The following is a 25,055-nucleotide window of genomic DNA, read 5'->3' as shown; positions in this document are numbered from 1 at the left end:
TAATCGAGGCCGTCGAAGTGCCCCTCTATCTCCTGACGATGAAGGCACAGCCCGGCATGGCTGCGGAGTCTGCGATACTCATGCTCTCCGGCGCTTACTCTATAGTCTTCTGGCTGGTGCTCATGGTGCTTGGCATCCTGCTCCCGGCAGTTGGGCTGGGCTATGTGCTGATAACCAGGAAGCATGTACCTCTCCCCGCGTTCTTTGCTCTAGTGCTTCTGGGCGGATTAACCCTGAGATTTTTATTTGTGCAGAGCGCAATGAAGGCATTTGTCGTACCCATCATCTGAGCAGTAAAAATAAAACCTGCCATGCCATAATTAAAGCATGGACAAGTGGATCAAGGTCAGGGTGCTTAAGAACGGCAAAGAAGCCTTTGACGAGGTGGCGCTTGAGCGCGACCTAAGGCTGGTGATTAACAGTAAGGTTATAGCCAGTGTTAAACTATCTCCGGGACATGAACGTGAGTTTGCCCTGGGCTACTGTCTGGGTGAGGGTTTCGTCAAGAGCAGGGAGACGATACGCAGCATAGAGGTTGATGATACTGAGATTCGTGTACTCGCCGATGATAGCATCCTCGAGGCTTTTGAGCGCTACATATCCAGCGAGTGTCTAACGGGATGGCGCACCAGAATTAAGGAGGAGGGGATAGGCGTGGCTTCGGAGGCAAGGTTCAGCGCGAGTGAGATTTTTGAGAACATGCGCAGGATGCAGGAGCAGAGCACGCTCTGGAGGCGCACCGGCGGAGTGCACAGCGCTGCGCTGGTGAGCGGCGACGCATTCCTGCTGGTGGAGGATGTGAGCCGGCACGTGGCTATAGACAAGATTATAGGTCTGGGCGCAGAGCGCGGCGTTGACCTCGAGCACAGCTACATTTTAACCTCCGGCAGAATGCCCGGCGATATGGTGATTAAGGCGGCACGTGTTGGCATCCCGCTGATAGCATCACGCACGGCGCCGATATTCTCGGGCATTCTCGCGGCGGAGCGCACAGGTTTAACACTGATAGGCTTTGTGCGGGGAAAGAGGATGAACATATACACCCACGCATGGCGTGTGCTCAGGAGCTAGGGCTTGGAGGTTCGCCTTTTAATCTCCTTCAGCAGCTCCTCCCTGCTCATCTCCCCCGGCTCTATGTCCAGGTCCCTGGCGATGGCGCGAAGTTCATTCAAATCATCCTGAATCTCTCTGATTTCTCTGCCTGCACCACTGAGCTCACGGGTAACCTCCTCCTCAAGCTCACGGGCGGCACGTCTGTACTCAGATACAGCCTTGCCAAGGGAGCGTGCCAGTTCGGGTAGCTTTTGCGGACCAAACAGGAGGAGGGCAAAAATTAGTATTACCAGGATTTCACTGTTGCCCAGCATTCGCCTCGCCTACTCTTTCTTTTCACTCTTCTCTTCCTTGCTCTCCTCTTCTTCCTCTTCTATTCCCTTCTTGAATTCCTTCTTTGCCTTGCCAAGGGAGCGTGCTAACTCGGGCAGCTTGCTCCCGCCGAAGAGAAGCAGGACTATAAGGAGAATTATGAGCAGCTCCTGACCACCGAGCATTGGCATTCTGACACCTCATGTTATTTATTGTCGAGGTTTTATATAAAAGCAACGGTAGGTAGAAATACCTGTTAGATACAATTAAAACTGGGGTGGTAGCCATCGAGGAGTACGAGAAGAGCCTCAATCTTGAGGATGAACTCCAGGATATTGGAAGAAAGGTCGCCTTCGATGTGCTCGGCAGAGCTGGGTTCAAGGTGTGGAGTTTCCCGGGCTCTGAAAGAGAGGCGGAGAAGATGCGCAGCGCCCTGGGAGAAGATAGGTGCTCTGCGCTGCTTGAATATATCGCCCGCCTTAATAAGGAGGGAGAAGCCCAGGCTTCACCCGACATCCTCGCAGAGAAGGATGAGGTGTTCTACGCTGTTAGCCTGGTGCTAAACGACGCTGCGCTCTTGGATTCGCGAAGGCGTGCGCTACGCAGGGCGCAGGACTTTATGCTTGTGCCTGTTGTTTTCAGGGCTGCGGTAGAGGTTAGCATACCCTATTCATCTCTGGAGCTTCTGCAGGAGTAGTGGTCGCAATGAAGAGGGTGATTGAGCTGGATGAGGATACCTTCCGTCATCTCGTAAAGCTGAAGAACCACTGGAGTTTCCAGTACCGTGAGGTCACAAACCCCCGCGTGAGGGAGATTATAGAGAAGCTCAAGCTGGAGATCTTCGGGTACAACAGCTCCACGCCAGCGAGCGAGGCGGAGAGGATAATCGCTAACAAGAGTCGTGAACAGCTGGAGAGCGAGGCAGAGAGGTTCGCGGAGGCGATAGAAAAGCTGCTCATCTCCGGCTACGACTTTGAGCCGGAGTACACCTTCACAGAGCACATTGCCAAGATGCTTGAGGTGATTGAGGACAGCGATGCCGCGCCGGTTTTCTGAGATGAGGACTCGTCTTATTCTGGTGGGAAGTGCACTCGCTACCCTATCCTATCTCGCTTTTAGGAAGGCGCTGGATATAATCAGCAGCAACCAAGAGTTATTCTCCATCTACGGGAGCGTGCTGCACCCCTCACCCCAGGGCATTGCTGCACTTCAGAACCCGGGCGAGGTTGCCACAGGCATAACCGCCGCGGTGCTGCTGCTCCTCTTCGCCTGCCTGACCGGCGCTGTTGGCACGACGCTTATTGTCGCAGGTTTAATTTCGAGGTCGTCCCGCTGAGGCTTTCAAACCTTGAGGAAACACGTGCTCAAAGTCAGCGCATTATTTTAAGCTGGAGATATCTCCCAAATCAAAAAGCAACGCACCAAGATTTTTACTCCGCTCAATCTTGTTTTCTATTCTTTTAGCAAATATTCCGAAATACCCTTTATCTTTTTTATACCACTCCACATATCCTGCCTTCTCCTTTAGCTCTCTTAAAATCCTTTTAACTTCTCTTTCGCTCAAATCACTCCACTTAACCTCAAGGAATAATATTTCCCCTGTATCCTCGTCTAAAGCCACTGCATCAATCTCCCTGCCCCTGTGCCACCATCTGCCAATCTTTGTGAATTTAAAAGGGAGTAGACCTCTCCTGTTGAATTCAATCAAAACTTCCCTGGCTATTCCTTCAAATGTTAATCCCAGATATGAGTCATATTCCTTCTTTATCCTCTCAAGAAGGCGCAGCTCGTCAATTTCCAACTCTGATAGATTTGGATATATGAATCTGAAGTAGAAATTGAAAAAATTATCAGACAGCCTATACAGATATCCCTTTTTCATTTTGGAAAGTAATGGCTTCTCCTTTACTATATATCCAGAAAATTCCAGATTCCTCAAATATGGAGAAATCCCTGTTTTATCCCTAAATCCACAGAAATTTATAATCTCACCCACCCTATGATGCCCCAGAGCTATAGCTTCCATTATTGACATATAGGTTGAAGGTTCTCTGAATTCCTGCCTCAAAATAAAGAGGGGCTCTTCCCTCAAATAGCTGCCAGGTCTCAAAACTTTCTCGTGCACAAGTTCCCAGAAGCCCATATTTTCCTTAAATTCTCTGAGATATGCAGGGATTCCGTCTGTTACGCCATAAATTTTTACTGTTTCTTCAGGATCCTTTTTAAGCAATTCCATGGCATCTATAAAACTCAGTGGCTGAATTTTTATCTGTCCAGTCCTTCTGCCATACAGGGGAGATTTGTAAGACAGGAGTTCTTTTTCCATAATCGAAACTGATGAACCCAGGAAAATTAAAAATATTTTTGTATTATTTAGATATAAATCAACTATCGCCTGGAACTTTGATGTCAGTCCCTTCTCGCTCTCTATAAGATATGGAAACTCATCTATAATCACCAGCAGCCTTTCTTTTACATTCTCAGCCAGATATCTGAATATATCCTCCCAGTCGTCCCTTATATACCCCAGATCAACAATGTTCCTTGAAGCCTCTTTAAATCTTCTTATATTATCCAGTTTTGTTGTGGCAGTTGCTAGGAAGTATATGACTTTTTTCCCTTCCATAAAGCGCTTCACCAGCTCCGTCTTTCCAACTCGCCTCCTCCCATAAATCACCACAAACTCAAACCTCTCAGACTGATATGCACTTTCTAAATACCTCAGTTCCTCCTGCCTGTTAACAAAATCAGTAAGCATGATTATAATAATCTAAATTACTATTTATAAAAATTATTATGATAAAAGTTATTAGGCACGTGTGCTGGAGGCAGGACTCTAACTGTATCCAAATTTAAGAACCAAACAAGTTAGAAAAATACCGACTACCCCAGAATCTCCCTAATGAGCCAGTCGACACTGAACTCCACCAAATCCTCATAGCTCTGCCCTGTGCCAAGGAAGAGCACGGGTTTGCGAATAGTATGAGCTATGCTTATCGCAGCGCCGCCCTTGGCATCGGCATCCGCCTTGGTGAGTATAACCCCATCTATCTCAACGGCGCTGTTGAAGCGCTCCGCCTGCTCCACAGCGGCGTTGCCTGTGAGTGCGTCGCCAACAAAGACCACCAAGTCGGGCTTTGCCACCCTTGCAATTTTCTTCATCTCCTCCAGGAGGTTGATATTCGTCTCCATCCTGCCCGCAGTATCTATGAGCACCACATCCTTACCCCTCGCCCTGGCGTGCTCAACTGCATCATAGGCCACAGCCGCAGGGTCTGAGCCGCGCTTGTGCTTAATCAGCTTTACGCCAAGCTTCTCAGCATGCCTTTCAAGTTGCTCTATTGCACCTGCGCGGTAGGTGTCGCTGGCCGCAAAAACACAGCTCAACCCCCTGCTGAGAAGGCGGTGGGCAATCTTGGCTATCGTCGTCGTCTTGCCAGTGCCGTTTATTCCCACGAAGAGTATAACAAAGGGCTTTTCCTTCTTCCTCCGGATCATCTCCTCTATACCTGCGCTGGGCAGGTCCAGAATCTCCCTCAGACTCTTCTCCAGGCTGGCCTTTATTGCAGCCTCAAGCTCTGAGCGCTTGAACTTTTTGCCGAGCAGACTCTGCTTGAGGTCTGAGATAATCTTCTCTGCCACCTCCAGGGCAATATCGCTCTCCAGCAAAGCCAGCTCAAACTCGCTCAGAAGCTCCTCGAGCTTAGACTCGTCCAGCACCACCTCGCCGCGCAGCAGCGCAAAGGTCTTCTCGGCTACGCCCGGCCTATCCTCCCCGCCGCCTGCGAGCTTCTTTGTAAGCTCCCCTACCTTAGCCCTTAGGTGCGCGAACATCCTCGCCCCTCTGGAGCTGTGACTGCTGCATCGCCGCAAGTATCTGCTCCACCACCGGCGCAATGGCCTCGAGGTTCTTCATAATCTCGCCAAGACGCGAGTTGTGCTCCTCGCGTACCTTCTCAAGCTCCTCCACCCTCGCCTGGAGGTCAAGCTTGGCTTCGTCTATACTCTTCCTCGCAGCCACCTCTGCACCAAGACTCAGAATAACACTGCCCGTATCCTTAATCTCTGCCTTGGTAAAGGAGCCTGAGCCCATTGGCACCAGAATCTCATTCCCATCCTCCAGCTTCTCTATCTCCTCAAGGGTGGAGAGGGTGAGCCTGAACTCGGCGATGTGCTGGTTTATCAGGTCGAGGTTCTGCTGGAGCGCCTCCGCCTGGGAGCGCATCATCTCATAATCCGCAAGTACCTTCTCAACGGGTATGCCCTTCTCCTCGGTCATCGTCCCTCTACTCCTGCAAAAATCCTGACCGTCGGGTCCCTTGCCTGCGAGGGCTCAATCTCCTCAATCTCCTCAATCAGTATGTTTCGCCGCTTAGTGCGGTGCTTACTTCCAAACTCTGAATAAACTTTCTCGTAGGCCTTTGTAACATCTACAGCCCTGCACTCCCACACAAAGGGCTGCATTGACCTGCCCATTAGAAATCTGCCCTTTATTCTGAAGGTCTTAACCACCATGCTACCACCTCATATGAGCTCAAAGGTATCCTGAATCCGCATTATCTCCGGACCGGTGGTCTCGCTTCCCAGGAGAGCTCCCCTGGAGTTCACCACCAGACCCGTTTTAACGAATCCCACCCCCATGTTAACAGTACCTATCTCAGCTTTAACTCCCAGCGCCTCTTCCACAAGCTCCAGCTCCGCCTCACCCAGAGAGGGATGAAGAAGCACGCCTCTGCGCGTGGCAACACCCACGCTGCCCACGGTGCGAAACCTGCCCAGCGAGGTCGTCTCTGTAACATCGCAGTCCAGGGTCTCCTCCACTGCTCGCTTTGTGCTCTTTCTCAGCCCCTTAAACACAACCGCGCCCTCGTCGCTCGCAAGGATGAGGTTGCCCAGGGCATTGTGCTTCTCCTTCACCACTGCCACATTCAAACCTGCACCTTCCAATGCCTCAACCTCACTCTGCTCCGCGTGGTCGCTCACCACTGCGCCGTTGTTGTTTATTGCGAGCATAGCGCCAATCAGCGAGGTTCTGCACAGGTTGGTTCGAATTACCTCTACCTCCAGCGCCTTTCTTGCTGCCTCAACAAAGCTCTCAGGGGCATCTCTGGGCACTATCGCAACGCTATCATTGGCTACCGCCAGGATTCCAATGTTCGGGTTGCTGTTGTAATCCACCCGGAGAAGCATCGCTACGACTCCGCGAGGTTCACAATCACGCTACCATCGTCCTGCTTCTCTGCCTTAACCCTCAGCCTGGCCGGGGGCTTCTGGATTCCCCGCTCCCAGAGCTTCTCATTGAGCTCCTCTCCTATCAGCACGCGCTCGCTCTTCATATGCCTCTCAATAAACCGGCGCAGATAACGCGCTGCCTTAGCTGTGCGCTTTGTGCGAGGCGTTCGCTTTATCCTGTGGAAACGGATGGTGTATATTCTCTCCATTTTAAACACCTACACCTTCAGTGTGCTTCTTCTCCAGAACCTGCGTTTTGGATGGGTGCGCACTCTTCCCATGGTCTTGGCAACCACCCACACAGGTACGGGACGGTTCTGCTTCATGGCCTTTGCAAGCCTCAATTTACGGGGAAGTGAAACCTTACTCATTCTCATCACCTTTATATCCTGTCACCCTGCTCTGCATGTGCCTTGGAAATATTTTGTTAACGTCGTAACCCTTATCCTTCAGGTATGCTCTCACCTCTTTCTCATAGTCGGCGCTTCTCGAAGCTTCACTGGGTGCATATTCAATATTAAACAGGCAAGAGGTTAAATGTTTTATGCTCCCTGAGCCAAAGCCGCGCAGCGGCGCAATGTATGCAACGCCGTAGCGCTGCTCTATGCTCTGCACCTCAGCCTGCCTGGGCATGGGCACGCGGTCATCTCTGCGCGTCCCGTCGGCGATGATTTTGCTCTCCATTGCAAGTGCCTCAAGGGCAGCGAGGTGCAGCAGGCTCAGGCCATGCCTTGGAAAGCCGTCCATGGCGATGCGTTCGCACGCTTCGCGGAGCACCTCCTGGCCCAGCTTCTTCACCTCATGCTCAAAGCCCAGAGCAAGGGCACTCTGTCTCGCGTAGCGGGCAAAGTCTGCGTAACCAAAGCCCACCGTCACAAGCTTTACCTCATAGCCCAACCTCTTCAGCATCCAGGCTGCGAGGGAGCTGTCCTTGCCCCCGCTGTAGAGCAGGCTAACTTTCATCAGATCCTTCTTATCTTTATATCCCGCCTTTTAGCGCTCAGGCGGCGAAGTATATCCTTCAGCTGCTCATCGGTAATGCGCTGCTTCACCTGCCCCGCCTGGGCGAGTTGAATCAGCAGCGCCTCAATCTGGGCAGCGAACTCGGGGCGCGCCATCTTTATGTTGGTCAGCCTGCTTCTCGCCTCGGGTGTGAGTATGCTTTTGAGTACAATGCGCTTCTGCTCCTCAACCTGGCGGAGCTGCTCCTGACGCGCAGCCTCTTCCTGAAGCTGACGCTGCAGCTCCTGCAGCTTCTTGCGCTTCAGCTCCTCCAGGTCGTCCATAAAATCACCTGTACCTCTGAAGCTCGGGTTTGCGGCGTATTATCTTCGCCGCCGTCTTGTCAAGGAGGCTCATCGCCTTTGGCGTGGTTCTGCGCCCCTGCTCTGTCTTCTCGATCAAACCCGCGGCTTCAAGCTGCTTCAGGATATTGCGAATCACTGAGCCGCTACCTCTTCGCACTGAATCAGGAGCATAGCCGCGATTCTTCCTGCCGCCATACCAGCGTCGCAGCGTCTGTATACCCACAGGCCCGTGCATATGAATCTTCCTGAGCACCGAGGCTGTGCGGGTGTACCACCAGTCCTTCTGCGTCGGAGCGTGTTCGCGATTTGTGCCTGTTTTAACAAAGGCTGCCCACTCTGGCGGCTTTATGCTCTTAATCTTCTTTAGTTCCGCTGAGAGTTCGCGGATTAACTCAGAAGCTGGAACATCATAAACTGTTGCCATGTCAATCCTCCTTGCGATTTTTCCGCCTTGGTCTGAATAAGCCGAAGGTCCTGCCTATAACCTCAACTACCTCGGCGTTAGTAGCATCTGCAATCTCTTTTGCAATTTCAGCCATGTTCTTCTCATCAGTGGCGCTCTTGAGCACCTTTACCTTTATAAGCTCCTTATCCTCAAGCTGGCGGTCCACCTCAGCCCTGGCCGAAGCTGTGCCACCCTTGCCTATTGTTACGCTTGCCTGGGTATGGTGCAGCACCTTTTTAAACTTTTTCCTTTCCTTTGAGCCTAGCTTCATTTCTTCTCGCCTTCTTTTCCCTTACATAGGGGATGCGCTTCACGCGCCCGCATTCCAGGCAGGTTATTACCACCCGCTGCTTTGTGCAGCGCACCCGCATGTTTACGCCCGGCACGAGAAGGCTTCCGCACCCCTTACAGAAGAACCTTTTCCACTTCCTGGGAAACCTAACGTTATAACGCATTGCAATTTTTCTCGCCAGCTCCACATAGCGCTTTGCCAGCGCAGCGTCGCTCGCAAAAACCTCACTGGCGCGCTGCATGAGTATCTCTATGCGCTCCCTGGCGATCCGGCGCTCCAGCTTAAGGTTGCGTCTGCGCATTAGCCATGCACCTCCTGTAGCTGCCCACCACCTCTGCGGCAACGCTCCAGGCAGCGAGGGGGGATGTGAATATAGCAACACGCTCATCGGCAAAGCTGTAGCTGTGCCTGAAGCCGCCCTTCGGAAAACCGCCTATTATAACGCAGGGGTTGCGGCTGCTCGCCAGCCTGGCCCCAAGCTCCCACACCTCGGCAAAGCTTCCATCTTCGCTGAGAAGCGCAACATGCCCTGAACCAAGGCTGCGCACAAGCTGGGCAACACTCATGCGCTTCACCTCCAGCAGTGTTACCTCGCCAGCGGTTATCCTTCCCTCCCTCAGGAGCTTCTCCATCAGCCCTCTGAAGCGCCAGCATGCACGGGGCAGGCGCGTCTCCGGGTTTATAAATATCACCTCGTCGTTGCGGGTATGCAGGTAGCAGCGAAGCCTGCCAAGCTTGTTCAAAGGGGACTCCAGCAGGGCAAGCAGGGTGTAGTGCGCTATATCCGGACGCCCGCGGCGCTCCCCCTCGCTCAGGGTGCGCATCGCAGCATGGTGCAGCGACGCATCCAGGAGCATCGCCTCCGGCTTCTTCCGCCTCCGGCTGGCTTCTTTCCTTATCGCCGGGTGCCCTGCAATCTCCTCAGGTATAAGTTCAACTTCCGCCTCGGCTATGACCACATGGAGCATCTCTTGCCTAAACCTCCCTTCACTTCAGGGATTATTTTTATCGTTAGGGGCACGGAAGGTATAAATAAGCTTGCCTGTTCCTGGCGAAGATATTTATTTAAGATTAAAAACATGGAATACTCAATGAACAAACTCAGAGAAAAGATTAAAAGGCTCAAATCCAGCCATATTCCATCATATAGCCGCGGTCTGAAGAGGATATTCAGAGAATCTTTTGGAAAAGTCGATGACCTTAGCCTAATTCTGGATGCAGCGGTGAAAATCCCGGACAGCTACTACAGTGCAGAGGTTATAAGCTACATCGCACTGAGAGGCACCCTGGGGGGTGAGAGAGGATACAGAAGGTACTTCGACCTCTCACTGAAGAAGGCTGAAGAAGTTCCCCAGGAGTGGAGGAGGGCTGAGATTCTGGAGGTAATTGCAAAGAGGATGAGGAGAGCAGGTGCAGAGAAGCTGGACAGGCTTTTTGACATTGCCGCAGGAATTGAAAGCCCAAAGCACTACTATGCACCCATGAAGCAGGTTATAAAGGCTTACTTCTCCGCTGGAAAGGAGGATGAAATCTTTGAGAAGATTAAAAAGCTGGGGGGGAATAAGAGGATAAAGGCGCTCAAAATTGCTTCGAAGCTTGGCGTTGAGTCTGGCATGAATGTCCAGAGGATAACATCCCGCATAGCATGCCCTGAAGATGCCGATAAAATCCTTCTCTACCTGCGCGGCTTGGAGCAGGATAAAAGCGCCCTAAAAAAACACCCACAAGCGAAGAAGCAGGAAATTCGCCCGCCAGCTGTGCCGGAGATGCCTGCGCCGGAGGGCATGGATAGGTTCTCTCTCGGGCTCTACAATACCTATCACGGCGCCCTGAATGTGGTTCACACGAGAACTATTGCAAGGGCTGCGCCGCTGTGCTATGCCTATGGCATTAAGCTTGTGCTCTTTGGATTTCCCTTTGAAAATGAAGAGGAGGCTGTTGAGCGCGTTTCTGCGGAGACGAATATCGGTAAAGGTGGTGCCTATCTAAAACTTTTAAGGGAGGAGGGCCGCCTTCTCGTCCTTCCCTATCCTGATAACAACCTTCTTCCCGAGGTGGGAGAACTTATCGCAACAACCTCAAGACCGAGTGAAGATAAAAGGGTGGGGATTGAGGAGGTGATAGCCTCTGGCAGAAGGGCATGCCTGGTAATGGGCTTGGGAAGAAAGGGGCTGCCGGGAGGATTCCTGAAGATGGTTAAAAAGCACGTCGAGCTCACCGGCTGGGGTATACCTCTGGAAACCTGCACTGTGATGGGGATAATATGCGAGAGGCTCAAAAGCCTTGCCCCTGGATGAGCTATTCCACCGGTATCTCTATTGATGGAAGCTCCTCAAGCTTGAGGGGCTTTCCAGCTACAATTATTCTCTCATAATCCTCCCTTGTGATGTAGTAGAAGGTTATAGCCTTCACATCCTTCACAAGAAGGTTGCCCACCACCACCAGCTCTATAAACCTATCCCTTCCGAAGGCGGTTGCAAAGCTCTCTGCCAGCCTGCCTGGAAACTCCTCTTCTGTGGCCCTTATTGCTATTAGCGCAACCTCACCTGCGCTGCTCAGGTTTATACTGAGGTTGGTGGCCTCCTCACGTGAGAATATGTAAACCTTATCCACATTTATACCCCGTTCAGCCAGAGCCCTGCGCAGAAGCTCTCCTCTCTTATCTCTATCCAGCAGTCTGCTCACATCAAGCTGAATCTTTTCCATACTGGCGTAGCTCTGCACATTTACGGGGGCATACACAAGAGTGGGGTTCTTGGTTTCGAGGCGCAGCATTGCCACAGCCTCAACACCGGGAAATACGGACGCTACAGCCTCCGCTGCCTGCTCATATACAGCAGCCTCCTCAGCGAGGGGCGAGCGAAACATCAGAAAACCCACCCTTTCGCTGCCTTTTGCTGGGATATCCACGCCGAGGGCTTTCTCAAGCTCCGCCGAGGTTGTGGTATAATAGTCCTCAAAGACAATCCCGCGCTTTAAAAGCTCCTCTTCCAGCAACTTCTTTGGCTCGGGAGTTTCCTTCACCTCACCACTCTTAAGTGGGATGAAACCGGCGGCGATGACCACCGCCACAAAAATCGCTATGACTATCTTTGTGCTCTGTTTCATGCTCTACCACTGATTTTTACAGGTATATAAAGAGTACGCAGAAGGAGAGGTATGCGGCCGCAACTGCAGTCAGTTGCATCAACATATTGCCCTATTGCACAGCAATAGGGCTATGAAGCTCCGGTTTCATGAGGAAAAGATGCGGCCGCCGGGATTTGAACCCGGGCTACAAGCGTGGCAGGCTCGTGTACTAGCCAGGCTATACTACGGCCGCGTGTTCTGAGGTATTAATGTAGGAGTAACCTCTTAATTAATTTTCGATGCTCCAACAAGCTGGAGCCCCTCTCCTGCTTTAACAGTGCCACTTCCTTCTCCAGCGCGGCGAGCCTATCCTTGAACTCAAGGTTGTCCTCAATGCGGTCGAGCTGAGTCTTAACCTCAGTAACGCATTCCGCCCATCTCAATACGCATCTCCCTGATTTCGTGAGATAAATTGCCAACCTTTTTCCAGAGTTTCAATCCGCCTCGTGTATTCGTCTATCTTCTTCATTGATGCCATTTTCGCCAAGATTTACCATTTTCATGACCTCTTTACGTATTTATCTCTTCCTATCCCCTTTAAATGTTTTTCTTCCAATACCTTTTCGTCAAGCTACCTCAGTTATTCGCGAGCACTACCCCCCAGTTGTACTCTATCTCTCTTGCAATCTACTCGTACAAATCAAAACTTTTTATAAACACGACTTCTTTTTTCGATATTTACAATGAAAATTTCTTTTTTATTAAAATTGATACTCAATATTGCTCTGTATTTTCCAAGTCTAATTCTGTAAATGTTTTCGTATCCTTTCACAGATTTTATATCGGCGCTTTTCTGTTCAATCATTTTTAATATCTGCCGCTTAATCGCTTTTCTATAACCTTTTTTCAATTTCTGATACTGCTTATAAGAATCTTTTGTAAAAACAATCCTCCATTCCATTAAATTTCCTCTAAGAACTTGACAACCACATCCCCCTTCTTATAAGCCTTCTCTGCTTCCAATACCAACTTTTTTTCTTCTTCACTCAGAGGTGAGGTATCATATTCAACCATCACTAGGTCAAAAAGCTCCTCAAGAGCATCCTCATCAAGGTGTCTCAACATCTTGGCAAGAACCTCTATGGAAACCGACAACACTACCACCTCTTATCTCAAATAAAAATAACCAGTTGAAAAATTTCCACCAAATGTGAGCACAATTCCACACTATTTTCTAAAATCACACTATATAAAGAAAAATTAAAAGATGTTGAAAAATTTTCTGTTGATAACCGCACTGCTACCTATGAGGGATAGGAGTTACAACCACTATGGAGCCATTTCGATAAAAGAGATTGTTGCCGGAGGATACCCGGACGAAGCTTGCCGACTGGCGTTAGTCAGCGGATCCGAGGTGTCCTCTGTGCTTAGCAAAGCTGAGCGGGATTTTCTCAGCGGTAAGAAGAAGGTGAGCAAAAACTATGAACGGAAACTCAGGTACTCTATACGCAGGAGGCTCCAGAGATATTGAACTGATTGGAGAAAGCCAGAGCGTTAGGAAATTCGCTAACGAAATTGCGGAGGTGCCTGCTTCCTACCTATCAATCACCTCACCAGCACCAAAAAGCGATGGGCCGGGGCGGATACAGAACGCAACTGCAGTCAGTTGCATCAACATATTGCGGTATCTACGATACCGCTATGTTTCCACCGCATTTACCATCGTTTCCCGTCGGGGTGGGGTTAACCTAAGGTTACCCGTCTCGCGAAGCAATAGGGTGACGAAGGGAGGGACTTCCCGAATATTTATGAGGGAAGTCGAAGTCAGTTCCTCAGGAACTGGCAAGGATTCCCCTCCTCTGGATGGGCCGGGGCGGATTCGAACCGCCGACCTTCACGTTGTAAGCGTGACGTCATAACCCCTAGACCACCGGCCCGGCAGAGCAACATGCAAAGGTATCATCTTATACCTTTTATAAATTTTCATTCAGCACCCGGAGCACGTCGGTGGCTGAGAGTATGCCCACAGGCACCTCGCCTGCTATATGTCCGCCGTGGAGCACAACAAGGCGATGTATCCTCTTCTCTATCATGAGCTCAGCCGCCTCCTGAAGTGAGCTTTCCGGGCTAATAGAGACCGTAAAAGGGGTCATCAGCTCCTCCGCCTCCATCTTCTCCACCTCCTTCTCACTCCTGTTCCTGAGCTCCTTCAGCACGTCGACAGTGGAAATTACCCCCATGGCCTCGTTCTGCTCGTCCACAACAACAACCGCAGAAACGTCGCTCTTCACCATAACCGCAAGAACCTCTTTTATGGGCTCATAGTACTTTACGGTTATGACACCCCGCGTCATCACATCTCTAACCTTGGTATCTCTCAGCACCCTCTGCATAAAACTACCGTAATAAGAATCACAACAAAATATAAATTAATTTGGGGGTATAGAGGAGGTGCCTATGGTTTCGAAAAATAGCTGGCCAACCATAGGCGAGTAGTTGCATAGTACGTATAATATATAAACCTAACGGATTTGTGCGCGAGTGCACAATGTCGCAATCCCATATTATTTCACCTTGTTAGAACCCTTCCCTGCTCAATCCTTCTTCTGTGGAGGTAGACAGTGAAGCACATAACCCTCGATTTTACTGCGATAAGACATGGCTTTAAGTGCGAAAGATGCGGCAGGTGCTGCTTTGGAAGCAGCAGAAAGATAGGCATAAGGCTGTTCTTTCAGGAGGTCTCGGCGATCCAGCGCTTCCTTGGTGGCATGGAGAAGGAGAGGTTTGAGGAATTTGCTTGGGACTACCTCACCCTCACCGGGATGTCTGAGCTTATTGGCGATGCTGACTTTGTGGAGGAGTTCAGGAGCACGCTCACAGACTTCTTCTTCTCTGTTGGAAGGAGCTTCGACTCCAGCAACTACTTTGTGGAGTACTACATTCTCAAGACCTTCCAGGACTCGGGGAGATGCATCTTCTTTAATCCACTGAGCATGGAGTGCTTTATCCACCAGGCGAAGCCCATGACGTGCAGACTTTATCCCTACTACGCCAACATAGACATCCCGGCGAAGAGGATAGACTTCAGGCAGCATGGCGGAGAGTGCCCCGGTCTCGTGGAAGAGGAGGAGGGCGAGTTACTACTGCTCGGAAAAGAGGGACTGAATCTGGTGGAGGTTATCAGGGACCACTACCTCACCCTTGCCTCACTGCTTGAAAGCGATGGGGATGCCACGAAGCTTAGGGAAATCTTCATCGAAAACCTGCGCTATGTGGAGGTTACCCCCGAGAAGGCGAGGCAGGAATTTGAGAAGATGACATCCCATAAAAAAGTTGTGAGCCTGAGGGATTATTTCCTCGAAAATGGACTTATCAATGCCACTAAAAATTACAGGAATAGTCTTTTATAGTAAGCCTGACAATTTTGCCAAGAGGTGGTTGTTATGGATTACGACGTCAAGGACCTGGGGCTGGCAGAGAAGGGGAAGCTCCGGATAGAGTGGGCGGGCATGCACATGCCAGTGCTCGCCCTCATACGGGAGCGCTTTGCCCGCGAAAAACCCCTGCAGGGGATGCGCATCTCCGCATGCCTGCATGTTACCACGGAGACCGCCAACTTAATGCTCACCCTCAAGGCAGGCGGCGCAAGCGTTGTACTGTGCGCCTCCAATCCACTGAGCACGCAGGACGATGTGGCAGCCTGCCTGGTGAAGGAATATGGCATACCTGTGTTTGCCATAAAGGGCGAGGACAAGGAGACCTACTACAAGCATGTCCACAGCGCCCTGGACCACAGGCCGAACATAACCCTGGATGACGGCGGCGACCTGGTATCGACGATTCACAGTGCACGTGAGGAACTTCTCGAGGAGATAATCGCTGGTACCGAGGAGACCACCACAGGTGTAATCCGCTTTAAGAGCATGGAGCGCGATGGGGTGCTCAGATATCCTGTAATTGCTGTCAACGACGCCAGTACAAAGTACCTCTTTGACAACCGCTACGGCACAGGGCAGAGCACTCTAGACGGCATTCTCCGTGCCACCAATGTGCTTCTAGCAGGCAAGACCTTTGTGATAGGAGGCTACGGCTGGTGCGGGCGAGGCCTGGCAATGCGCGCCAGCGGTATGGGGGCAAATGTGGTTGTGACGGAGGTTGACCCCCTAAAGGCACTGGAGGCTGTGATGGATGGCTACCGGGTTATGACGATGTACGAAGCTGCCAAGATAGGCGATATTTTCGTCACGGTAACAGGCGATATCAATGTTATACGGGAGGAGCACTTCAGAGTTATGAAGAACGGTGCAATCCTTGCAAATTCTGGACACTTCAACGTGGAGATAGACATCCCTGCGCTGGAGAAAATCGCCAAGGACAAGCGCAGAATCAGAGAGTACGTGGACGAGTATACCCTCGAGGATGGGCGCAAGCTTTACCTCCTCGGTGAGGGGAGGCTTATAAATCTTGCCGCCGCAGAGGGGCACCCGGCCAGCGTCATGGATATGAGCTTCGCAAATCAGGCACTGTGCTCAGAGTACATTGTCAGAGAAGGCAAAAAGCTTGAGCCTCGTGTTTACCCTGTGCCCGAACACATCGATAAGGAGGTCGCAAGGCTAAAGCTGGAGAGCATGGGTGTGGAGATAGATTCGTTGACTGAAGAGCAGAAAGCTTACCTGAGCAGCTGGGAGATGGGAACATGAAGGTTAACGGTATTGAGGTAGAGGATACATTTGCTGAAGCCTTTGACAGCTGGTATTCCCGCTTTATAATAACTGCCACCAACGAGAAGTGGGCCCGCATTGCTGCCACTGAGGCTACCGGCTATGCAACCTCACTGATAGCGTGCACCGCTGAGGCGGGGATAGAGCGCATGCTTACTCGAGAGGAGACGCCCGACTCCCGTCCTGGGTGCGCTGTGCAGATGTTTGCGCCGAAAAAGCGCCTTCCCATGGAGCTTATAAAGCGCCTCGGGCAGTGTGTGCTCACCGCCCCCACCACGCGGGTGTTCGCGCTGGGTGAGGGAGAGAGTGTTGACGTGGGCTACAAACTCAAGTACTTCGGCGATGGCTACGAGGAAATCCGCTCGGTGTACGGCAGGGAGATGGCGGCCGTGCCCATAATGATGGGAGAGTTTCTGATAGAGAGGAACCTGACCATCGCTAAGGGCGTCGCCGGTGGAAACTTTATAATCCTCGCCGCAAGTGCAGAGAGTGCTCTGAGTGCGGCTGAGCGCGCCGTGGAGGCGATCGCAAAGCAGGAGGGTACAATTACCCCCTTCCCGGGCGGGGTCGTTGCGAGCGGTTCAAAGGTGGGCTCCAGGAAGTACAAGTTCATGCAGGCGACGACGAATGAGCGCTTTTGCCCGACGCTAAAGGATAGGGTGGAGGATTCGGCGTTGGACGCTGGCGTGAACGCTGTGATAGAGGTGGTAATCGACGGGGTTGATGCAGAGGCGGTGAGTGAGGCGATGCGCCTGGGCATAGAGGCAGCCACACAGGTGGAGGGAGTCCGCAGGATTACGGCAGGCAACTACGGGGGCACGCTTGGAAAGCACAAAATTTACCTGCAAGAGCTATTCTGAAATGCGCGTGGCAGTTGCGCAGCTGGACGTCGCACTGGGCGACAAGGAGGCGAACCTTGAAAAGGTGGAGGGGGTGCTCTCGCGCACCCAGGCAGAGCTGGTACTCTTCCCGGAGCTGTTCACCACTGGCTTTGACTTTCCAAACCTTGAGAAGCTCGCAGAGCCACTGAAGGGTGAAACAACGCAAAAGTTGCGCTGCATGGCCGGGAACAGGGTAATCGCAGGCACCATCCTGGAAAGTGCGCATGGAAAGCTTTACAACACCTTTGTGCTTTTGGACAAGCATGGAATAATTGCCACCTATCGCAAGATTCACCTGTTCGGGGAGGAGAAGCGCTACTTCACCCCCGGCAACAAAGCTTGCGTCGTCCGCAGCGACAGCGCAGCCCTAGGCTTGGCGACGTGCTATGACCTGCGCTTTCCAGAGCTCTTTCGCCAGCTGGTGCTAAGAGGAAGTGAGGTGTTTCTGCTGAGCGCTGAATTTCCAGCACCACGCCAGGAGCATTTCGATGTGCTCGTTAAAGCTAGGGCGGTAGAGAACCAGTGTTTCATGCTCGCCTGTAACCGCGTGGGCAGGGACAGGCACAACTCCTACGCTGGAGGGAGTGTCGTTATATCGCCGTGGGGTGAGGTGCTCGCGAGGGCTGGCGAAGAGGAGGCTGTGCTTGAGGTTGATATCGCAGTGGAAGACGTGGGTATGCTCAGGCACAACTTTCCGGTGCTTAAAGATATGCGAAAGGAGCTTTTTAGATGGTATGACCAAGGTTAGCTCCGCATCATTAATTGGGCCTGTAGTCTAGCCAGGACAGGACGGGAGCCTCCGGAGCTCTAAACCCGGGTTCAAATCCCGGCAGGCCCGTAAGTTTTCCTCTTGTGAAAAGGAGCAAAAATCAGTAAATTTTATATAGTCAGAAAGGCACATTAGATATCAGCCTCCTTCGCTGGAGGTAAGGGAGAGCCAGCGTCGTCGCCAACTTCGCTGCTTTTTTCTCCCTTATAAACTTTAATAATTTCATGTAAGAGCTTAGCAAAAGTAGTATCCTGTCTTATCACGAGAGCCCTTAGATACTCATAATCATCCATTCGAATGCGCACACGTGTAGACTTCATGCGTCGTCGCCAGATAAAGAAGTGAGGACACTGGTATATAAAAGTTTCGACTTGGAGGGTGATCTAGTGGGGTTAATTCGGAAAATAGCAGATACTATCGTCGATGAACTCACCACACCTGAAAATTTCAAACTCGGGGAAGCTTTTGAAGACTATGTTTTAGATGGTTTTCCTGAGAAATATTACGAACTTGAATATAGAACTCCACGATATAAAGATAATAAAGATAGATTTATAAAAAGCAGCATGAAACCCGATTTTATCTTTTATCACCGGCCTTCTCGGAAAAAATTTGCTGTTGAATGTAAATTCTGGAGATCTTTCAAGAATGGTATGGAATGGATATCTGAGAAAAAGCTCAATAGATACAGAGACTTTGAACGCAGAACAGGGATCAAGACTTTTATAGTAATAGGACTTGGAGAATATCCTGATGATCCAGATGAAATGTTTTGCATCCCTCTTGAAGACATAGGAATGACAAAGATTTACAGGAAATTTTTAGAGAAATATTCCAGAGCACCCCGGAAGAATTTCTATTTCAATGGTCAGGTGCTCAAATAAAAAAGAGAGAAAATAAAAAGGGAGTGAATTATGCTTGAATATCCAAGAATAAAAGACTTTTTTATTTATCTTGATAGAATCCTCGTTTATTTTATAACAGGATACTTTGCATTGTTTGTTATATATGACGAAACTTTTTTGAATTATGATGTTATTACAAGAGTGGTTTTATCAATAGCAGCAAGTCTCCTACTACTTATTCCCGCAATTCTGATGTTTCGGGGACCTGATGTCACAGAAGATATAGTAAAATGGATTAGATTTTTTAATGGAATTGGAATAATATCACTATTTTCGATTATAAAATTATTTAATTTCGAAGAATCACTCAAAAATGAGCCATTGTTATTTTTTATAATATACGGTATAATCATTATTATTAATGTTTTCTTTCTATTTTTAGAAGAATAGATCGTCATGACTTTGCCGGTCCCGGATTGTGAGGATGTTTGTATATCTATCAAGGATGTCCTCGCTCTATGCTTTGCTTAAGAGCATGATCGGGGCAGAAAATGCCAAGCCTTAAGAGGATATTCCATCTATCTCTAGCCACAACCATACCATTGTGCATCATTGTCAGGTAGACATCCTTCCGTAAAGCTCGATAGAGATACAAGCAATTATTTTTTCATTGAATTACCACACAACCTCCACTAACCCGGACTTTATGATTTCTTTATCCTTTGTTATGAGTTTGGCGTTTAAGAGCTTGGCGGTTGCGACTATTACCCTGTCGTGCAGGCTGAGGGTCTCTTTTATATTCTGGCAAACTTCAACAACATCCATATCTAATGGATATACAGGATAATTTAATGAATTTTGAACCATATCGAAAACCTGCTTAAATTTGAGCTTTGCATTTTGTTTCTCGCAGATGTGCAAAATTTCTAATAGAACAATAGAAGGAATTACAACAGTAACATCGCCTCTATCGGCAGATAAGAATATTTCATCCGCCTTTTTACCCAACTTCCTGTCATCTGTCAAAAACCATATTAACCCGTGGGCATCGGTTACGTACATCTAAGCACCGAATTTAAAGAGGGACTTTTTAGCCTTCTGTATATCACCCTCGCTTACTTCTATGCCCTTTAACATCCCCTTTAACTTTATAACCCGCTTGGGTTTCCGTTCGGCCTTCATGAGCAGAATCTTAAGGTTCTGGATTTCTTTCTTGATTTCTTCCATCTCCGCATGAATATTTTCCTGCATAAATTTCCCCTCTTCTATCCTAGCATATTAATTATCGATTCTTTCACCACTTAAATATATGCTGTATCGTGTAAAAGAAGAGTCCCCATGAGCGAGCTGCTATATGGTTTGTTTAGAACCTGAAGGATTCTTCCCACAGAGGGGATGACAGCACCAACCACATAATCGCGGCGGAGAGGTTTAAAAGGGCTGAAGGGTACGCGGAGATGTTTATAACACGGGGAAAGCATGAAGTTATCCCCGAGGAGCTGGCGGAGAAGCTCACAAAGACGGCAAGGTTCAGGAATCTCTTTGTCCACAGGTACTGGGAGGCTGATATGAGGTATATCATGGAGATCATGGAAAACAGGCTTGGAGATGTGGAGGAGTTTATGGTTAGAATGGAAGAGTAAATGGAGAGGAGAGGGATTTAGTTTTTTTGATTATGCAAGGTTCAATCTGTGCTATTAATCAGCTCATGAGTTCCCGAGGAGATTAAAATTAGCGCAAACGAACAAGAGTTATATCCACATGTTTGAAATTAAAAAGATAGATACGGAGAATTTGCTCAATTAAATGTGAGTAGGTTAAACAAAATCGTTTGCATTGTGGGGCTTTAAGTCATGGACCCCGGCAGGCCCTGATACTCTATTAACAAGACTACACATGTTTTTCAAGCTCCGAAACTATCCGGTTGAACAGTCGCTCGCCTTTCTCCCTTGTAGCTAAAGAGGGTGTCCCAAAAACCCCGCTTTTGGTTTTTCTCAGCATGTCCCCTTCGTAGGCGATTTCCTCGTCTCTCGCCAGTTCCATTTTCACTCTCTCCGGGTGCAGGAAGAGCATTAATGAGGTTTCTGCTTCGCAGGCGTGCAGAGGCTCGCTCTCCAGGATGTCTGAGAAGTCAAGTTTTGAAAAATCGAAGAGCCTGGCTTTAATCTCCCTCGCTTCACCTGCAGCATCCTCAATAGCCCTTAAGTGGTCATTGCTGAAGTGTCCTGAAACGATGTACACCATCCTGAAGCCGCTCTCTGCGAAGCCTTCAAGCACGCCGCGAATATAATCTCTCAACTCATCCTTCCCCACCATAACCGTGCCGCTATACCCGCGGGTTGACCTGGAGTATCCGTACCAGACTACCGGAGCGACGAGGATGCCTGTGCTCCTGCCCAGCTCAACGCACACCGCTCTTGCTATGTCCCCGTCGGTGGAAAGGGGGAGGTGGTAGCCGTGCTCCTCCACAGCCCCTATCGGAAGAAGTATATCCTGCCTCTTCTCGAGATACTCTTCCACTTCTTTCCAGGTTAGTTCTCTCAATTCCATCAGGTTAAAGTCTCACTCGACGATATTAAGTTTTGCCGCCCATTATAATCAACATATTGCCCTATTGCCCAACAACAGGGCTATGAAAAAACTGTAAACAGTGGGCCGGGGCAGATACAGAACGCAACTGCAGTCAGTTGCATCAACATATTGCCCTATTGCTCAGCAACAGGGCTATGAAAAAACTGTAAACAGTGGGCCGGGGCGGATTCGAACCGCCGACCTCCAGTGTGTGAGACTGGCGTCATAACCCCTAGACCACCGGCCCAAAGGTAGGGAATAATTGTACCTGACTATTTATCTTTTTTCCGGTTAACAATGGCAAGAGGTATGAATACTGTGAATTATGTGGTTCCTGGTGGAGGTTCTTAGGAATGAGCATGCCTGTGGTTAGCGCAGAGGAAGAGGACATCGCCGAGAGGGCTGCACAGGTGCTTAGGAGAGGAGGGGTAGTAGTATACCCAACAGACACCCTCTACGGCCTGGGGTGCGATGCCACCAATCCAGAGGCTGTGAGGAGGGTGTTTGAGATAAAGCGTCGCCCTCTTTCAAAACCCCTGCCTGTGGCTGTAGCTGACATTGAGATGATGCGCCGTTATTGCGAGCTCAACGAAAAGGCAGAGAGGCTCGCCAGAGCCCTGCTGCCGGGTGCACTGACCCTGCTTCTAAGAAAGAAAAAACTTCCCGACATTGTAACCTCTGGCTCCGCCAAGGTTGCGGTGCGCATCCCGGCCAATGAACTTGCCCTTAAGATAATCGCCCTGCTGGGGAGGCCGATCACTGCCACAAGCGCCAACATCTCTGGCAAAGCACCGCCGATTTCAGCGCAGGAAGCCGTGGCCCAGCTGACAGGGGTTGACCTGGTAATAGACGCTGGCAGGCTCGCCGAGAGGGTGCCCTCGACCATCTACGACCCGGAGACAGGGAAAATTCTGAGAGAAGGAAAGATAAGCAGAGAAGAGATAGAAGCTGCGCTCAGGGAATAATTTCCAGCTCCCGCAGTGTCTGCTCAATTTCCTGTGCTGAGAGTTCGCCCTCAAGCCTGGCGAGCCTCTCACCCCTGCTGTTTAAAATTATAACAGCCGGAGCCTCAGCTATGCCATACCTTGCCGCAAGCGCAGCCTCTGCCGAGAGGTCAACCCTGGCAAAAACCAGCTCATCATTAAGCATCCGAAGCCTCGCGTCCTGAAAAGTTTCATCCATGGCTGTGCATGCCTCGCAATCCCGGGAATAGAAGTAAAGTATAACGGGCTTGTCGGTAGCCACGGCCTCACGTATGGCGCTGCCCACATCCTCGTACCACGAGATGTGGATCTTCTCCAGCTCTGCCCCCTTAATAAGCCTCAAAAGCCTTACCTTGGCATGGAGCACCTCGCCTGCGAGGGGGTGATTTCTGTCCACGAGTACATGTGTGGCGTTTGCACTGCGGTAGGTCACAAACCTACCCCTCGTGTCGATGACCGTCTGATTTATCTCTGGTGTGAAGAAGTAGGTTATATGGGTCACGTTCTCGGTAATCTGTATAATACCCCCCGTGACATTCACTCTGGTATAGAGGGGCTCACGCTCCACAAGCACATAGCCCTGCCCCACATCACGGACGCGCACCCTGAACCATTTCCTTTCAGAGGCTGTCCCCTTCTCAGGTGATAAGCCGAAGCTGGCCTTAAACTCCTCAATGGAGATGTTCACCACCCTGGGCAAAACCAGCAGCCGGGGCTCCCAGTATATTAAGCTGGTGTTCCTCAACCCAAAGGCTTTCTCAGGCGGAAGTTCAATCTCCCGGGACTCGCCCTCCTTCATTCCAATAATCGCCTCCTCCACCCCGGCCAGCGTCTCACCCTTCCCGAGTATCGCCTCAAGCCCCGCCCCTTCTACCAGTATCCTGTCCCCGCTGTAAAGGGTATACTCAGCCTCCACGTAATCCCCATCCTCCGCCACTTTGGCGCTGCCCTCTGCTGTGCCGCCATTGCCCACCTGCGGCGCTGAGATGCACCCGAGGAAAAGCAGCACAACTCCAAGGAGAACTGCCGGGCGCATATAGCTAAAATTTGCTTCGACCTATATATACTTAAATGAGAAACACAGAGATGGGTGAGCATGGAAGAGGAAGCATATAAAAGCTATGGCAGAGCGGGAGAGATAGCAAGACGGGTGATGGAGGTTGGTATAAACAGGATTAAAGCCGGGGAGAAGCTTCTCGACCTGGCCAACTATGTGGAAGCAGAGATACGCGAGAGGGGTGCGAAGCCAGCTTTTCCTGTGAACATCTCAGTCAACCACATAGCGGCGCACTATTCGCCAACCGCCTGGGACGAATCCACCTTTGCAGAGGGCGACCTGGTAAAGCTGGACATAGGTGTGCATGTAAACGGCTACATTGCAGATATTGCAAGGAGTGTGGTTGTGGGTGGCGATAAGAATGAGCTTATAAAGGCTAGCGAGGAGGCGCTACAGCATGCGATAGAGATTATCAAGCCGGGGATAAAGACAAACGAGATAGGCGCCGTGGTGGAGGAGACCATAAAAAGCTACGGCTTCAAGCCCGTGGAGAACCTGACAGGACACAAGCTATCGCGTTACTCACTGCATGGTGGGATAACAGTGCCCAACATTAAAACGCGCCACGGTGATGTACTTCGCGAGGGTGACGTTTTCGCGATTGAACCCTTCGCCACCTCAGGCGTCGGCAGGGTTGTGGACGAGAACGAGGCAATAATATTCCGCTATCTCAAAGATAGACCCCTGAGGCTTAAGGAGTCGAGGGTTATCCTCGCATATGTGAAGGAGAACTTCGGCGCCCTGCCCTTTGCAGAGCGCTGGATAGCGCACCTCGCCCCCAGGCACAAGCTCAACTTCGCCCTGCGCGAGCTTGCCTACGCTGGCGCAATATATGCCTACAAAATCCTCAGGGAAAAACAGCGCTGCCCAGTTTCGCAGGCGGAGCATACAGTAATCGTAACCAGTGATGGATGTGAGGTTACCACCCTATAGGGACATGCCCACCATGAGCCTTGATGAGGTCTTTCAGGAGCTGTACGAGCAGGTAAGAGTGGAGATGGGCGCGGGAGGAGCCCATGACTTCGACCATGTGGAGCGCGTGCTTAAGCTTGCGGTGCGCATCGCCAGAGAGGAGGGCGCCAGCATAGAGGTGGTGCGCTTTGCCGCCCTTCTGCATGACATTGAGCGGGCAAGAGAAGATAAAGGCGAGGTGGAGTGCCACGCCCTCGCGTCTGCGGAGCGAGCAAAGCAGCTCCTTCTCGAGCGCGGCTTAAGCGAGGAGTTCGCTGAACGCGTTGCTGAGTGCATACGAAGCCACCGCTTCAGGAGGAACACCACACCAGAGAGCCTTGAGGCGAAGGTATTGAGCGATGCCGATAAGCTCGACGCCACCGGCGCGGTTGGCATTGCCAGAGCGTATCTCTTCGGAGGCGCACACGGCCAGCGCGTGTGGGAGGTCGAGCCCAAGAAGGAACGCTTCTATCCGGGGATGCGGGCAAGCGAATACTCGCCACGCACAGAGTATGAGCTCAAGCTGGCAAGGCTGAAGCAGCGCATGTTCACAGCCTCTGGCAGGAG

40 protein-coding genes, 4 tRNA genes and 1 pseudogene are annotated in these 25,055 nt (G+C 50.6%); 18 read left to right on the top strand and 27 right to left on the bottom strand.

Annotation, left to right across the window (positions count from 1 at the left end; genetic code table 11):
- Together ACXJJW_RS06060 and fdhD are read left to right on the top strand one after the other, a co-directional pair.
- Positions 1–290: pseudogene (locus ACXJJW_RS06060) on the top strand (hypothetical protein); the annotation flags it as partial.
- A 37-nt stretch (positions 291–327) separates the two neighbouring features.
- Entirely contained in the window at positions 328–1,071 is a 744-nt protein-coding gene (gene fdhD / locus ACXJJW_RS06055) for a formate dehydrogenase accessory sulfurtransferase FdhD (RefSeq protein ID WP_456474838.1), read from the top strand.
- On the opposite strand, the gene ACXJJW_RS06050 is transcribed toward fdhD, so the two are convergent.
- Entirely contained in the window at positions 1,068–1,367 is a 300-nt protein-coding gene (locus tag ACXJJW_RS06050) for a Sec-independent protein translocase subunit TatA/TatB (protein WP_456474837.1), read from the bottom strand. The two genes, fdhD and ACXJJW_RS06050, sit on opposite strands and share 4 nt — an antisense overlap.
- A gap of 9 nt (positions 1,368–1,376) precedes the next feature.
- Positions 1,377–1,556, bottom strand: coding sequence for a twin-arginine translocase TatA/TatE family subunit (gene tatA, locus ACXJJW_RS06045; protein WP_456474836.1), 180 nt, complete (start codon positions 1,554–1,556; stop codon positions 1,377–1,379).
- Between the two features lie 86 nt (positions 1,557–1,642).
- Here tatA and ACXJJW_RS06040 point away from each other — a divergent pair, with 86 nt between their 5' ends.
- From ACXJJW_RS06040 to ACXJJW_RS06030, 3 genes are read left to right on the top strand one after another with little or no spacing between them, the layout of a single operon-like run.
- Positions 1,643–2,062 carry a hypothetical protein gene (locus tag ACXJJW_RS06040; RefSeq protein WP_456474835.1) on the top strand — a complete coding sequence of 140 codons (420 nt, stop codon included), beginning with the start codon at positions 1,643–1,645 and terminating at the stop codon, positions 2,060–2,062.
- A gap of 8 nt (positions 2,063–2,070) precedes the next feature.
- Positions 2,071–2,421 (top strand): hypothetical protein, encoded by a 351-nt coding sequence (locus tag ACXJJW_RS06035; RefSeq protein ID WP_456474834.1) that lies wholly within the window; start codon positions 2,071–2,073, stop codon positions 2,419–2,421.
- Entirely contained in the window at positions 2,402–2,701 is a 300-nt protein-coding gene (locus ACXJJW_RS06030; RefSeq protein ID WP_456474833.1) for a hypothetical protein, read from the top strand. The genes ACXJJW_RS06035 and ACXJJW_RS06030 overlap by 20 nt, the downstream gene beginning before the upstream one ends.
- 42 nt (positions 2,702–2,743) lie before the next feature.
- Here the strand turns inward: ACXJJW_RS06030 and ACXJJW_RS06025 are convergent, their stop codons facing one another.
- The 13 genes from ACXJJW_RS06025 to ACXJJW_RS05965 all read right to left on the bottom strand — a co-directional run bounded on the left by ACXJJW_RS06025 (position 2,744) and on the right by ACXJJW_RS05965 (position 9,609).
- Positions 2,744–4,123: an ATP-binding protein gene (locus ACXJJW_RS06025; protein WP_456474832.1), complete on the bottom strand. Its 1,380-nt coding sequence runs from the start codon at positions 4,121–4,123 to the stop codon at positions 2,744–2,746.
- Between the two features lie 125 nt (positions 4,124–4,248).
- On the bottom strand, positions 4,249–5,199 hold the full coding sequence (gene ftsY / locus ACXJJW_RS06020) for a signal recognition particle-docking protein FtsY (RefSeq protein WP_456474831.1): 951 nt from the start codon (positions 5,197–5,199) through the stop codon (positions 4,249–4,251).
- Positions 5,177–5,644, bottom strand: coding sequence for a prefoldin subunit alpha (gene pfdA, locus ACXJJW_RS06015; RefSeq protein ID WP_456474830.1), 468 nt, complete (start codon positions 5,642–5,644; stop codon positions 5,177–5,179). The genes ftsY and pfdA overlap by 23 nt, the downstream gene beginning before the upstream one ends.
- A complete protein-coding gene (gene rpl18a / locus ACXJJW_RS06010; protein ID WP_456474829.1) occupies positions 5,641–5,880 on the bottom strand; it encodes a 50S ribosomal protein L18Ae in 240 nt (79 codons plus the stop codon). Before rpl18a ends, pfdA begins: the two co-directional genes overlap by 4 nt.
- Before the next feature lie 9 nt (positions 5,881–5,889).
- Positions 5,890–6,555 (bottom strand): translation initiation factor IF-6, encoded by a 666-nt coding sequence (locus ACXJJW_RS06005; RefSeq protein WP_456474828.1) that lies wholly within the window; start codon positions 6,553–6,555, stop codon positions 5,890–5,892.
- A gap of 2 nt (positions 6,556–6,557) precedes the next feature.
- The gene (locus ACXJJW_RS06000; RefSeq protein WP_456474827.1) at positions 6,558–6,806 is read right to left on the bottom strand and encodes a 50S ribosomal protein L31e; all 249 of its coding nucleotides are present in this window, start codon (positions 6,804–6,806) and stop codon (positions 6,558–6,560) included.
- Between the two features lie 9 nt (positions 6,807–6,815).
- The gene (locus tag ACXJJW_RS05995; RefSeq protein WP_456474826.1) at positions 6,816–6,968 is read right to left on the bottom strand and encodes a 50S ribosomal protein L39e; all 153 of its coding nucleotides are present in this window, start codon (positions 6,966–6,968) and stop codon (positions 6,816–6,818) included.
- On the bottom strand, positions 6,961–7,560 hold the full coding sequence (locus tag ACXJJW_RS05990; RefSeq protein ID WP_456474825.1) for a DUF7411 family protein: 600 nt from the start codon (positions 7,558–7,560) through the stop codon (positions 6,961–6,963). The genes ACXJJW_RS05995 and ACXJJW_RS05990 overlap by 8 nt, the downstream gene beginning before the upstream one ends.
- Positions 7,560–7,883 carry a DNA-binding protein gene (locus ACXJJW_RS05985; RefSeq protein ID WP_456474824.1) on the bottom strand — a complete coding sequence of 108 codons (324 nt, stop codon included), beginning with the start codon at positions 7,881–7,883 and terminating at the stop codon, positions 7,560–7,562. The genes ACXJJW_RS05990 and ACXJJW_RS05985 overlap by 1 nt, the downstream gene beginning before the upstream one ends.
- 4 nt (positions 7,884–7,887) lie before the next feature.
- Positions 7,888–8,328 (bottom strand): 30S ribosomal protein S19e, encoded by a 441-nt coding sequence (locus ACXJJW_RS05980; RefSeq protein ID WP_456474823.1) that lies wholly within the window; start codon positions 8,326–8,328, stop codon positions 7,888–7,890.
- A 1-nt stretch (position 8,329) separates the two neighbouring features.
- Positions 8,330–8,620 carry a YhbY family RNA-binding protein gene (locus ACXJJW_RS05975; RefSeq protein WP_456474822.1) on the bottom strand — a complete coding sequence of 97 codons (291 nt, stop codon included), beginning with the start codon at positions 8,618–8,620 and terminating at the stop codon, positions 8,330–8,332.
- Positions 8,586–8,942, bottom strand: a complete 357-nt coding sequence (locus ACXJJW_RS05970) for a ribonuclease P protein component 4 (protein ID WP_456474821.1) — start codon at positions 8,940–8,942, stop codon at positions 8,586–8,588. The genes ACXJJW_RS05975 and ACXJJW_RS05970 overlap by 35 nt, the downstream gene beginning before the upstream one ends.
- Entirely contained in the window at positions 8,923–9,609 is a 687-nt protein-coding gene (locus ACXJJW_RS05965) for a 16S rRNA methyltransferase (protein WP_456474820.1), read from the bottom strand. The genes ACXJJW_RS05970 and ACXJJW_RS05965 overlap by 20 nt, the downstream gene beginning before the upstream one ends.
- 123 nt (positions 9,610–9,732) lie before the next feature.
- Between ACXJJW_RS05965 and ACXJJW_RS05960 the strand changes: the two genes are divergently transcribed.
- The gene (locus ACXJJW_RS05960; protein ID WP_456474819.1) at positions 9,733–10,938 is read left to right on the top strand and encodes a DUF531 family protein; all 1,206 of its coding nucleotides are present in this window, start codon (positions 9,733–9,735) and stop codon (positions 10,936–10,938) included.
- Between the two features lies 1 nt (position 10,939).
- Here the strand turns inward: ACXJJW_RS05960 and ACXJJW_RS05955 are convergent, their stop codons facing one another.
- From ACXJJW_RS05955 to ACXJJW_RS05935, 5 genes are all read right to left on the bottom strand, one after another.
- Positions 10,940–11,749, bottom strand: a complete 810-nt coding sequence (locus ACXJJW_RS05955) for a Rossmann-fold NAD(P)-binding domain-containing protein (protein WP_456474818.1) — start codon at positions 11,747–11,749, stop codon at positions 10,940–10,942.
- Positions 11,750–11,889: 140 nt separating this feature from the next.
- Positions 11,890–11,963, bottom strand: a tRNA-Gly gene (locus ACXJJW_RS05950).
- A 13-nt stretch (positions 11,964–11,976) separates the two neighbouring features.
- Entirely contained in the window at positions 11,977–12,153 is a 177-nt protein-coding gene (locus ACXJJW_RS05945) for a hypothetical protein (protein WP_456474817.1), read from the bottom strand.
- 257 nt (positions 12,154–12,410) lie between these two features.
- A complete protein-coding gene (locus ACXJJW_RS05940) occupies positions 12,411–12,671 on the bottom strand; it encodes a type II toxin-antitoxin system RelE family toxin (RefSeq protein ID WP_456474816.1) in 261 nt (86 codons plus the stop codon).
- Entirely contained in the window at positions 12,671–12,865 is a 195-nt protein-coding gene (locus tag ACXJJW_RS05935; RefSeq protein WP_456474815.1) for a hypothetical protein, read from the bottom strand. Before ACXJJW_RS05935 ends, ACXJJW_RS05940 begins: the two co-directional genes overlap by 1 nt.
- Positions 12,866–13,016: 151 nt before the next feature.
- On the opposite strand from ACXJJW_RS05935, the gene ACXJJW_RS05930 reads away from it, so the two are divergent.
- Entirely contained in the window at positions 13,017–13,241 is a 225-nt protein-coding gene (locus ACXJJW_RS05930; RefSeq protein WP_456474814.1) for a hypothetical protein, read from the top strand.
- A 333-nt stretch (positions 13,242–13,574) separates the two neighbouring features.
- Here ACXJJW_RS05930 and ACXJJW_RS05925 read toward each other — a convergent pair.
- Positions 13,575–13,647: transfer RNA gene (locus ACXJJW_RS05925), tRNA-Val, on the bottom strand.
- A gap of 36 nt (positions 13,648–13,683) precedes the next feature.
- Positions 13,684–14,103: a CBS domain-containing protein gene (locus tag ACXJJW_RS05920; protein WP_456474813.1), complete on the bottom strand. Its 420-nt coding sequence runs from the start codon at positions 14,101–14,103 to the stop codon at positions 13,684–13,686.
- Between the two features lie 228 nt (positions 14,104–14,331).
- On the opposite strand from ACXJJW_RS05920, the gene ACXJJW_RS05915 reads away from it, so the two are divergent.
- The 7 genes from ACXJJW_RS05915 to ACXJJW_RS05885 all read left to right on the top strand — a co-directional run bounded on the left by ACXJJW_RS05915 (position 14,332) and on the right by ACXJJW_RS05885 (position 19,376).
- Positions 14,332–15,120, top strand: coding sequence for a YkgJ family cysteine cluster protein (locus ACXJJW_RS05915; RefSeq protein WP_456474812.1), 789 nt, complete (start codon positions 14,332–14,334; stop codon positions 15,118–15,120).
- 33 nt (positions 15,121–15,153) lie between these two features.
- Positions 15,154–16,410, top strand: coding sequence for an adenosylhomocysteinase (gene ahcY, locus ACXJJW_RS05910; RefSeq protein ID WP_456474811.1), 1,257 nt, complete (start codon positions 15,154–15,156; stop codon positions 16,408–16,410).
- On the top strand, positions 16,407–17,291 hold the full coding sequence (gene fhcD, locus ACXJJW_RS05905) for a formylmethanofuran--tetrahydromethanopterin N-formyltransferase (protein ID WP_456474810.1): 885 nt from the start codon (positions 16,407–16,409) through the stop codon (positions 17,289–17,291). The genes ahcY and fhcD overlap by 4 nt, the downstream gene beginning before the upstream one ends.
- On the top strand, positions 17,254–18,060 hold the full coding sequence (locus tag ACXJJW_RS05900) for a carbon-nitrogen family hydrolase (protein ID WP_456474809.1): 807 nt from the start codon (positions 17,254–17,256) through the stop codon (positions 18,058–18,060). Before fhcD ends, ACXJJW_RS05900 begins: the two co-directional genes overlap by 38 nt.
- 16 nt (positions 18,061–18,076) lie before the next feature.
- Positions 18,077–18,150, top strand: a tRNA-Arg gene (locus ACXJJW_RS05895).
- A 272-nt stretch (positions 18,151–18,422) separates the two neighbouring features.
- Positions 18,423–18,965 (top strand): hypothetical protein, encoded by a 543-nt coding sequence (locus ACXJJW_RS05890; RefSeq protein WP_456474808.1) that lies wholly within the window; start codon positions 18,423–18,425, stop codon positions 18,963–18,965.
- A 30-nt stretch (positions 18,966–18,995) separates the two neighbouring features.
- Positions 18,996–19,376 (top strand): hypothetical protein, encoded by a 381-nt coding sequence (locus ACXJJW_RS05885; protein WP_456474807.1) that lies wholly within the window; start codon positions 18,996–18,998, stop codon positions 19,374–19,376.
- 225 nt (positions 19,377–19,601) lie between these two features.
- On the opposite strand, the gene ACXJJW_RS05880 is transcribed toward ACXJJW_RS05885, so the two are convergent.
- Entirely contained in the window at positions 19,602–19,988 is a 387-nt protein-coding gene (locus ACXJJW_RS05880) for a type II toxin-antitoxin system VapC family toxin (protein WP_456474806.1), read from the bottom strand.
- Positions 19,989–20,177 (bottom strand): hypothetical protein, encoded by a 189-nt coding sequence (locus ACXJJW_RS05875; RefSeq protein WP_456474805.1) that lies wholly within the window; start codon positions 20,175–20,177, stop codon positions 19,989–19,991.
- A gap of 119 nt (positions 20,178–20,296) precedes the next feature.
- Here ACXJJW_RS05875 and hepT point away from each other — a divergent pair, with 119 nt between their 5' ends.
- Entirely contained in the window at positions 20,297–20,569 is a 273-nt protein-coding gene (gene hepT / locus ACXJJW_RS05870) for a type VII toxin-antitoxin system HepT family RNase toxin (RefSeq protein ID WP_456474839.1), read from the top strand.
- A gap of 247 nt (positions 20,570–20,816) precedes the next feature.
- Here hepT and ACXJJW_RS05865 read toward each other — a convergent pair whose 3' ends face one another.
- Together ACXJJW_RS05865 and ACXJJW_RS05860 are read right to left on the bottom strand one after the other, a co-directional pair.
- A complete protein-coding gene (locus ACXJJW_RS05865; protein ID WP_456474804.1) occupies positions 20,817–21,476 on the bottom strand; it encodes a creatininase family protein in 660 nt (219 codons plus the stop codon).
- A gap of 195 nt (positions 21,477–21,671) precedes the next feature.
- A tRNA-Val gene (locus tag ACXJJW_RS05860) sits at positions 21,672–21,744 on the bottom strand.
- 106 nt (positions 21,745–21,850) lie between these two features.
- Here ACXJJW_RS05860 and ACXJJW_RS05855 point away from each other — a divergent pair.
- On the top strand, positions 21,851–22,462 hold the full coding sequence (locus ACXJJW_RS05855) for an L-threonylcarbamoyladenylate synthase (RefSeq protein ID WP_456474803.1): 612 nt from the start codon (positions 21,851–21,853) through the stop codon (positions 22,460–22,462).
- On the opposite strand, the gene ACXJJW_RS05850 is transcribed toward ACXJJW_RS05855, so the two are convergent.
- Positions 22,452–23,516 carry a thioredoxin fold domain-containing protein gene (locus tag ACXJJW_RS05850; RefSeq protein ID WP_456474802.1) on the bottom strand — a complete coding sequence of 355 codons (1,065 nt, stop codon included), beginning with the start codon at positions 23,514–23,516 and terminating at the stop codon, positions 22,452–22,454. The two genes, ACXJJW_RS05855 and ACXJJW_RS05850, sit on opposite strands and share 11 nt — an antisense overlap.
- A 60-nt stretch (positions 23,517–23,576) precedes the next feature.
- Between ACXJJW_RS05850 and map the strand changes: the two genes are divergently transcribed.
- Positions 23,577–24,470, top strand: coding sequence for a type II methionyl aminopeptidase (gene map / locus ACXJJW_RS05845; RefSeq protein WP_456474801.1), 894 nt, complete (start codon positions 23,577–23,579; stop codon positions 24,468–24,470).
- Positions 24,445–25,055, top strand: a 611-nt coding sequence (locus tag ACXJJW_RS05840) for an HD domain-containing protein (RefSeq protein WP_456474800.1), incomplete at its 3' end; no start/stop codon positions are given. The genes map and ACXJJW_RS05840, both read left to right, overlap by 26 nt.

It is taken from the genome of Candidatus Pyrohabitans sp. (assembly GCF_054014795.1).
Note: the sequence above shows the minus strand (reverse complement) of the source record. Positions and strands in the feature narration are given on the sequence as shown.